At 69.2% G+C, this 6,172-nt stretch carries 6 protein-coding genes; 5 read left to right on the top strand and 1 reads right to left on the bottom strand.

Features of this window, described 5'->3' with window-relative positions:
- The 3 genes from HOV77_RS13905 to HOV77_RS13895 all read left to right on the top strand — a co-directional run.
- Nucleotides 1–154 (top strand): sigma factor-like helix-turn-helix DNA-binding protein (locus HOV77_RS13905; RefSeq protein ID WP_290862154.1); only part of this gene is annotated, 154 nt, incomplete at its 5' end.
- Between the two features lies 1 nt (nt 155).
- On the top strand, nt 156–932 hold the full coding sequence (locus HOV77_RS13900) for a hypothetical protein (protein ID WP_290862148.1): 777 nt from the start codon (nt 156–158) through the stop codon (nt 930–932).
- A 33-nt stretch (nt 933–965) separates the two neighbouring features.
- Nucleotides 966–1,463, top strand: coding sequence for a type VI secretion system tube protein Hcp (locus tag HOV77_RS13895; RefSeq protein ID WP_290862146.1), 498 nt, complete (start codon nt 966–968; stop codon nt 1,461–1,463).
- 368 nt (nt 1,464–1,831) lie between these two features.
- On the opposite strand, the gene HOV77_RS13890 is transcribed toward HOV77_RS13895, so the two are convergent.
- Nucleotides 1,832–3,952 (bottom strand): EAL domain-containing protein, encoded by a 2,121-nt coding sequence (locus HOV77_RS13890; protein WP_290862144.1) that lies wholly within the window; start codon nt 3,950–3,952, stop codon nt 1,832–1,834.
- Nucleotides 3,953–4,293: 341 nt separating this feature from the next.
- On the opposite strand from HOV77_RS13890, the gene HOV77_RS13885 reads away from it, so the two are divergent.
- Nucleotides 4,294–5,430 carry a sensor histidine kinase gene (locus HOV77_RS13885; RefSeq protein ID WP_290862142.1) on the top strand — a complete coding sequence of 379 codons (1,137 nt, stop codon included), beginning with the start codon at nt 4,294–4,296 and terminating at the stop codon, nt 5,428–5,430.
- Nucleotides 5,427–6,092, top strand: coding sequence for a response regulator transcription factor (locus HOV77_RS13880; RefSeq protein ID WP_290862140.1), 666 nt, complete (start codon nt 5,427–5,429; stop codon nt 6,090–6,092). The genes HOV77_RS13885 and HOV77_RS13880 overlap by 4 nt, the downstream gene beginning before the upstream one ends.
- Nucleotides 6,093–6,172: the final 80 nt, after the last annotated feature.

Below are 6,172 nucleotides of genomic sequence, written 5' to 3'. Positions count from 1 at the left end.
ACGTCAACGCGCGGTCCTCGTACTGCGCTTCTACCTGGATTACTCGGTCGAGGAGACGGCGGAGATCCTCGGCGTCTCCGTGGGCACGGTGAAAAGCCAGACCTCCCGCGGATTGACCGCCCTCCGTTCGATCGCCCCGAAGATGGGAGCCTGAGATGGCGCACACATTGTTCGAGGAAGTCATCGGCGCAATGCCGCCGTCAACCGTCGACATCTCTCGCATCGTCGCCCGCGAACGGCGTCATCGGCGTCGGCGCAGCGTGTTGGGAGCGGCCGCCGGCACCGTGGCCGTAGTGGCTGCGGCGGCGCTCGCCCTCGGCGCGGCCGGTTCCGCGCCGACCCGCTCGGTCGAGGTCAGCTCGCCCAGCACCCATGTCCTGACCTTCCACCCGTCGAAGCCCTTCCAGCACACATACGACTGGCTCAGCACCACGGTCGACGAAGCGTTGCGGAGTGCTGCCCCGGAAACGCAGTGGATCCGCCAACCGGCCGCCGGCGCGGACTACGGCTCGGACGGCGACGCACCCCGGTTCACCGGAAGCTCGGCGGGCGTCGGGACCCTGTGGGGCGTACGCAACGGCGACCTGAAGGGTTCGATCTGGGTCGAGTTCACGGACGCCAAGTGCCTGGGCGACGACGCTTCAGTCCAGAACTGCTGGTCGAACCTGCCTTGCCCACCGGAGACCTGTCACCGGGGTACCACCCCCGGCGGTCTGCGGACCGTGGTGATGCAGTACATCGAGGACACCAACGCCGCAGTGCACGTCAATCGCGTCATGGTCGCGCTGGCGAACGGAAAGGTCGTGTCGATCACCGTCAGCAACGGCTTCCTGACCGCCGAGAACCATCCGGAGTACGCACCCGAGCCGCCGTTGTCGATCGAAGAGGTCGAGAACCTCGCCGCCCAGGTCAGCGCGGTGATTGCACCGTGATCACCCGCGGTTGGCTGGCTCGTTTCTGAGGACATGAGATCACTACAGCGCATCTTGGCTGCGGTCGCCGTCACGGTGGCCGCGGTCGTCGCCACCGCCCACCCGGCAGTGGCGGCCCCGGCCAAGACGACCATCTTCCTCAAGATCGCAGGCATCCCCGGCGACTCGACCGACCCGAAACACCTGGGCGAGATCGAGCTCGAGTCCTTCTCGTTCGGCGTCACCAACAACGGCTCCGGTGGCGGTGGAGCCGGTGGCGGCAGCGGCAAGGCGGTGTTCGGCGACCTCATGGTCACCAAGCACGTCGACTCGGCGAGCCCGAAGCTGTTCCTCGCGGCAGCCAACGGGACGCACATCGCCACCGCCGTACTGACCGTCGAGAAGGCGCGGCGCGCGCCGATGCCGTACCTGACGATCACGTTCGAGAACCTGCTCGTCTCGTCCTTCCAGACCGGCGACGACATGGGCGGCGACACTCCGTACGAGTCGATCGCCTTCAACTACGCCAAGCTCACCTACGTCAAGAACTGACTCGCCCGGCTTGGCGCGCTCGCCGCGCCTCTTGCGCGTTGATCATGGAGTTAGAGCCCGTTGGTAAAGGATTCGGGCGCGCGTCAAGATCCCGTGCCCGTGGTATGCGATTTCGGGGCCAGAACTGATGATCAAGTACCTGTGGTCTGCGGAAATCGGCCTTCTGGCGCAGACCACGGGCACATGTCGGCAGGTGCCGGCCGGAAATCGCAGACCCAGGGAACATGATCACGCCCAGTCCCCGGCGGCAATTGCTGGAGCTGGGATCGAGCAAGATCGTCGGCTCCCGACGATCATCATGCGATGGCGTCTGCTTCAGTTCGACGTCGCCGAATTGTCCGAGTTCCATGATCAACGGGCGAACCGGGTCAGGTGGGGCGGTTCTGACGTGCGATGAGCCGCCCCACTTCCTCGGCCGGGCCGGGCTGGCCGAACAACCAGCCCTGGGCCGCGTCGCAGCCGAGGTCGCGTAGCCGATCCGCCTGGGCCTGGTGCTCGACGCCTTCGGCGGTGACGCTCAGCCCGAGGTCGTGGGCGAGCGCGATGACGGCGGAGAGCAGCCGATCGTGCTTCGGGTCGACGCTGTGCCCCGTACGCAGCGGCTTGAGGAATTCGCCGGCGAGCTTCACTTGGCGTACGGGCAGTCTCGTCAGGTATGCGAGATTGGCGTACCCGGTCCCGAAGTCGTCGATCGCGAGGCGTACGCCGGTGTCGGCGAGCCGCTGCAGTTCGTCGGCCGGGCCGCGGTCATCGCCGAGGACGGCCGACTCGGTCAGTTCGAGCTGGAGCCGTTCGGGTGGGATGCCGCCCTCGGTGAGCACCTGCATCACGTCGTCGGCCAACCCGGGCCGGCGCAGCTGCCCGACTGCCACGTTGACGCTGATGTAGCAGGTCAGCGTCGGATTGGCGGCGGCCCACTCGCCGGCCTGGCGGCAGGCGGCGGCGAGCACCCAGCGGCCGACCGCCGCGATGTGCCCAGTCTCCTCGGCGACCGGGATGAACTGGTTCGGGCCCACGATGCCGAGTTGCGGATGCCGCCAGCGGATCAGCGCCTCGACGCCGCGTAGCCGCCCGTCGGCGAGCCCGACGATCGGCTGGTAGTCGCAGAAGAACTCCTGCCGGGTCAGCGCACCGGGCAGGGCCGTCGCCAAGGTGTGCTGAGTGATCTGGCGGGCGCTGTCTCTCGGGTCGTAGCGGGCCAACCGGCTCTTGCCTTCGGCCTTGGCCCGATAGAGCGTGATGTCGGCGGCTCGCATCAACGCCTGCGGATCGGCGCCGACCGCCCGGGAGTCGACCACTCCGATGCTCGCCGTGATGGTGAGTTCCCGGCCACCGACGTGGAACGGCTCACGCAGCGCCGCGAGGATGGCCTCGGCCGGTCCGACCACGGCGGCCTCGCCCACGCAGTCGTCGTCGAGCACCACGAACTCGTCGCCGCCCAGCCGGGCCACCAGCCGATCCCCGTACGCGACCGCCGCCTCCAGCCGCCGGGCGACCGCCACGAGGAGTTGATCGCCGACGGCGTGCCCGAGGCTGTCGTTGACGTCCTTGAAGCCGTCGAGGTCCAGAAAGGACAGACCCAGTCGGCCGCAGGCCGGTTCGGCGAGCCGTTCGGCCAGCCGCTCGGCGAACAGGGTCCGGTTGGGCAGCCCGGTCAGCGCGTCGTGCCGGGACTCGTGCCAGAGCTGGTCCTGCAGCCGTCGCCGCTCGGTGATGTCGACGGTGACCCCGATCAGGAAACCGGGCGCGCCGTCGTCGTCCCGCACCATCGACATCGACAGGTCCAGCACGAGTCGGCTGCCGTCGGGGCGTACGCGGATCGTCTCGGTGCGGAAGTGATCCCGGCCGCCGCTGAGCAGATCCAGATAACGGCTGGAGGTCGGGCCGTGCCCGCTGTCGCCGATGATCTCGCCGACGGTCCGGCCCCGGATGTCTTCCGGCACGAAGCCGAGCATCCGGGCGAACGCCGTGTTGACCTCGATCAGCCGGCCACTCAGGTCGACCATGGCGATGCCGACTGCGGCGTCGGCGAAGACGGCTCGAAACCGGGCCTCCACGACGCGCCGGTCGTGCTCGGCCAGGCGTACTGCGCGGAGGGCGGCCCGCTGCACGGCCTCTTGCTCGGTCCGGGTGCGTACGCGCAACGCCTGAGCGAAGCCGGCGGAGAGCCCGCCGAGGAGCTGCCCGAGCCGGGCCCGCAGCTTGATCTCGTCCTCGGCACCAGGTTCGCCCCGGATCTCGTCGAGGAAGCCGTCGGCGAAGACCTCGATCGTCCGGCGTACCGCGGCGGGGGTGTGGAAATCCAGACCGACGAGGGTGGCGGCGGCTTCTTCGGCCCGCGCCTCCACGGTGTCGTCCCGCAGCGCGCCCGCGAGGTCTCGGGTCAGCCGTTCCAGCACATCGGCCAGGTCCGGCGGCGGCTCGTCGCAGGTCGCGCCGAGCGCCTCCGACCAGCGCCGGGCGAACCGTCCGAGGCCGTCGGGCTCCATTCCCCCTCGCCTTCGCGGGCGGGCCGTCCCGTCACGCCACTGTGGACGACACTGTGGACGGCATTCTTCATGCGACAAGTGCGGTAACAAGCCGAAGCATACGTCTCGACGGGCCGGCCGCGACACCTCATCGACCCCTGTTCCCCGGTTGGGGCGGCTGCGGCGTCCGCCCCATGATCGTCGGAAGCCGACGATCAGTGCACTTAAACGCCCACGAATGTCGGCTTCCGACGATCATGGAGGCCGGAAGCGCCAAGAATGTCGGCAGCCGACGATCATGGGGCGGCGGCCGCGCCGACGACGAACCCGGCGGCGCCGACCGGCCGGATACCCTGGCAGGCATGCGTAACCCGAGGTCCCTGGCGTTCGACGTGCTCGTCTCGGCGGGCGTCGCCTGCCTGGCCACTCTGCCGATCTTCCTCCGGCAGACCTCCCCGGCGCTCACCTGGCTCGGCCTGGTGATGGCGGTCGCGCTGCTGGTCCGGCGTCATCGGCCGCTCTGGAGCATGGGCGTGATCGCCGCCATGGCCTTGGCGCAGGTCGTGTTCTGGAGCAGGGCGCATGATCCACTCCCCTACGACCTCGCCGTGCTCATCGGGATGTACAGCGCGGTCAAGTACTCCAAGACCCTGCGCGGTGGCCTGATCTCCGGATTCGTCGTCGCGATCGGGATCGTCATCGAAGTCGCTCGGCACGCCGACGCCGACAGCTGGTGGCAGATGACGCTTTTCTACGTCGGGATCTGCGGCGGCGTCTGGCTCATGGCGTACACGGTGAGACAACGGGCCATCTATGTCGCGGGCCTGGAGGAACGCGCGGCGAGCTTGGAACGGGAACGCGCGCACCTGGCCCGGATCGCGGTGGCCGACGAGCGCGCGGTCATCGCTCGTGAGCTGCACGACGTGGTCGCGCACAGCCTCGCGGTGATGGTCGTGCAGGCCGACGGCGGCCGGTACGCGCTCGACGCCGATCCGGAGAAGTCCCGGCAGGCCATGGCGACGGTGGCGGAGACCGGGCGCGCCGCGCTGGAGGACATGCGGCGGCTGGTGGGGGTGCTGCGGGGCAGCGCGGATTCGCCGCAGAGTCGTCGCCGGATCACGCTCGCCGAGCTGGACCCGCTGGTCGCCGGGGCGCGCTCGGCCGGATTGACCGTACGCGTGGAGAACACGGTCGGCGCGGTCGACTCGCCCGCCCTCGAACTCGCCGTCTACCGGATCGTGCAGGAGGGTTTGACCAACGTCATGCGGCATGCCGGACCGGATGCCCAGGTGGACCTGGACCTGCGCCGGGACGGCGACGAGATCGTCGTGCACCTCACCGACAACGGACGCGGGGGGCCCTGTGTCGACGGCCACGGTCTGACCGGGATGCGGGAACGGGTTTCTGTGCACGGCGGCTCGCTGCACGCCGGGCCACGGCTGGCCGGGGGCTGGGAAGTCCGCGCCTGCCTGCCGCTGCCCGAGGCGGTGGCCGCGTGAGAGTGCTCATCGTCGACGACCAGCCGTTGGTGCGTACGGGGCTGGAGATGATCTTGTCGTCGCAGCCGGACATCGAAGTAGCCGGATCGGCCGGGGACGGTGCCGCCGCCGTCTCCCAGGTACGCGAATTCGCCCGCCGGGGCCAGCCGGTGGACGTCGTCGTCATGGACATCCGGATGCCGGTCCTCGACGGGGTGAGCGCCACTCAGCAGCTCGCCGAGCAGCCGGACGGGCCGAAGGTGCTGGTCCTGACGACGTTCGACACCGACGAGGACGCGTTCGCCGCACTTCAAGCAGGCGCGAGTGGTTTCCTGCTCAAGAACGCCCCGCCGGAGGATCTGCTCGGCGCGATTCGCGCCGTCGCAGCCGGTGACGCGGTGGTCGCCCCGCGCGTGACTCGCAAACTGCTCGACCACTTCGCCGGGCGCTTCGTCGTCTCGACCGCCGAACCTCGGCTGGCGGCGCTCACCGATCGCGAACGCGAGGTCGTGCTGCTGGTCGCGCAGGGCCTCTCGAACGCCGAGATCGCCGCGAAGCTGGTGGTCGCCGAGGCGACCGTGAAGACGCACGTCGGGCGAGTGCTGACCAAGCTCGGGTTGCGCGATCGCGTACAGATCGTCGTTTTCGCTTATGAGACCGGGCTGGTGCGGGCCGGCTCATGATCTTCCGGTGCGATGGCGCTGGATCAGGGTTCTGGGTCGAATCTTGCGCCATGATTCGCCCCAGAACCCTGATCCAGCGC

It is taken from the genome of Hamadaea sp., from assembly GCF_013362815.1.
Taxonomy (GTDB): Bacteria; Actinomycetota; Actinomycetes; order Mycobacteriales; family Micromonosporaceae; genus Hamadaea.
The sequence above is the reverse complement of the archived record's forward strand: the minus strand, read 5'-3'. Positions and strand labels throughout refer to the sequence as shown.